Source organism: Lactobacillus sp. C449L (genome assembly GCF_059900815.1).
In genome coordinates this window covers 1-459 of record NZ_JBWXGA010000206.1, presented here as the reverse complement: position 1 = coordinate 459, position 459 = coordinate 1, and the positions used below count along the sequence as shown (strand labels likewise).

Annotated in this window: 1 protein-coding gene; it reads left to right on the top strand. The window is 63.4% G+C overall.

Annotated features, from left to right (window positions below):
* Window positions 1-226: 226 nt before the first annotated feature.
* Window positions 227-459, top strand: a 233-nt coding sequence (locus AC2JF9_RS09045) for a hypothetical protein (protein WP_500727096.1), incomplete at its 3' end; no start/stop codon positions are given.

Below are 459 nucleotides of genomic sequence, written 5' to 3'. Positions count from 1 at the left end.
CCTTTCGAATCGGCTCCATCTGCCGCCGCATCCTGTTCTCCCGGCCGCCTGCGCATCCTCGGTGCGCCGGTCGGCCCTGTCTTACACGCCTTTGCTAACGCCCCAAATCGGCATTTGAAAGTAACTTCCATATTTGGTAGCAAGCTTTCCGGGATGGGCAACAACCCACCTGCGAACATGCCTTTTGTCCCGCGATGTGCGGGAAACGGCATCGGGGAGGAAGGCTATGAAGGTTTCAAAAGCGCGTGGGCGCTTGATTGGTGGTGCATCCGCTCTCGTTATCGCTCTCGCCGGCTTCGCCGCGCCTGCCGCCGCCCAGGACGCCGAAACGCCCCCCAACCAGTCAGCCGACACCGCTCCGGCCGATGTGCCGGATGATACGCAGGCGGGGGACGGGGAGATCGTGGTTACCGGCCTTCGCGCCGCGCTCCGCTCCGCGCAGCAGATCAAGCAGAATGC